General features: G+C 51.7%; 1 protein-coding gene. It reads right to left on the reverse strand.

What is annotated here, in order from left to right; genetic code table 11:
- A partial coding sequence (locus J5224_RS32910; protein WP_264629109.1) for a LacI family DNA-binding transcriptional regulator occupies positions 1-503 on the reverse strand: 503 nt, incomplete at its 3' end.
- Positions 504-696 lie beyond the last annotated feature (193 nt).

Below are 696 nucleotides of genomic sequence, written 5' to 3' on the forward strand. Positions count from 1 at the left end.
TAGTTAGCGGGTGTGACGCGATTTAAACACATGGCAGGATCTTCACCGTTGATCAACACGGCAGGTATGCCACTTTTCACCACCGCCTGCAACAAGGGGGCTCGCTCGTCATTGACGATCACAATGCCTGTTTGCCGTACACCTTGCAGCGATGCGACCAGTTGATCTTCCGTCATGGCATCATGCTCCGAGGGAAAGGGGCGCAGTCGAATATTACGCTGCACGCACAAGGTTTTGAGCGCATGGATCAATGACAGAGAAACCAGGTGGTAATCACTTTCCAGCATCAGGTTGCGCGGTGCTGCCAGCAAAACATGGCGCAAGGGCTCCAAGGCTTCGGTCACCGGTTTCGCCAGTTTATGCAGGGGATAGCCCTGTTCAGCGGCAATCGCCAGGATCTGCTGTTTGACTTTAGCACTGATAGGCGCAGTGCCATTTAATACACGAGAAACCGTACTGATAGAAACGCCTGCACACTCCGCGATATCCTTTAATGTCGCCATTGCTCTTTTATCCCTGTGTTTGCGAGGCTCACGATAGACGGTGTTAGCCAGAAATCACTCAACGCATCAGCCCACTCTCCTACCGTTTATCTCTACACTGTTGAGGGTTAACGCAATAACAACCACGAGAACATTTGCACACAGACCAGGGCCAAAGCTGCGATGTCACATTCTCTTACGCCTTTCTGCTAGC

The organism is Candidatus Symbiopectobacterium sp. NZEC135, assembly GCF_025962695.1.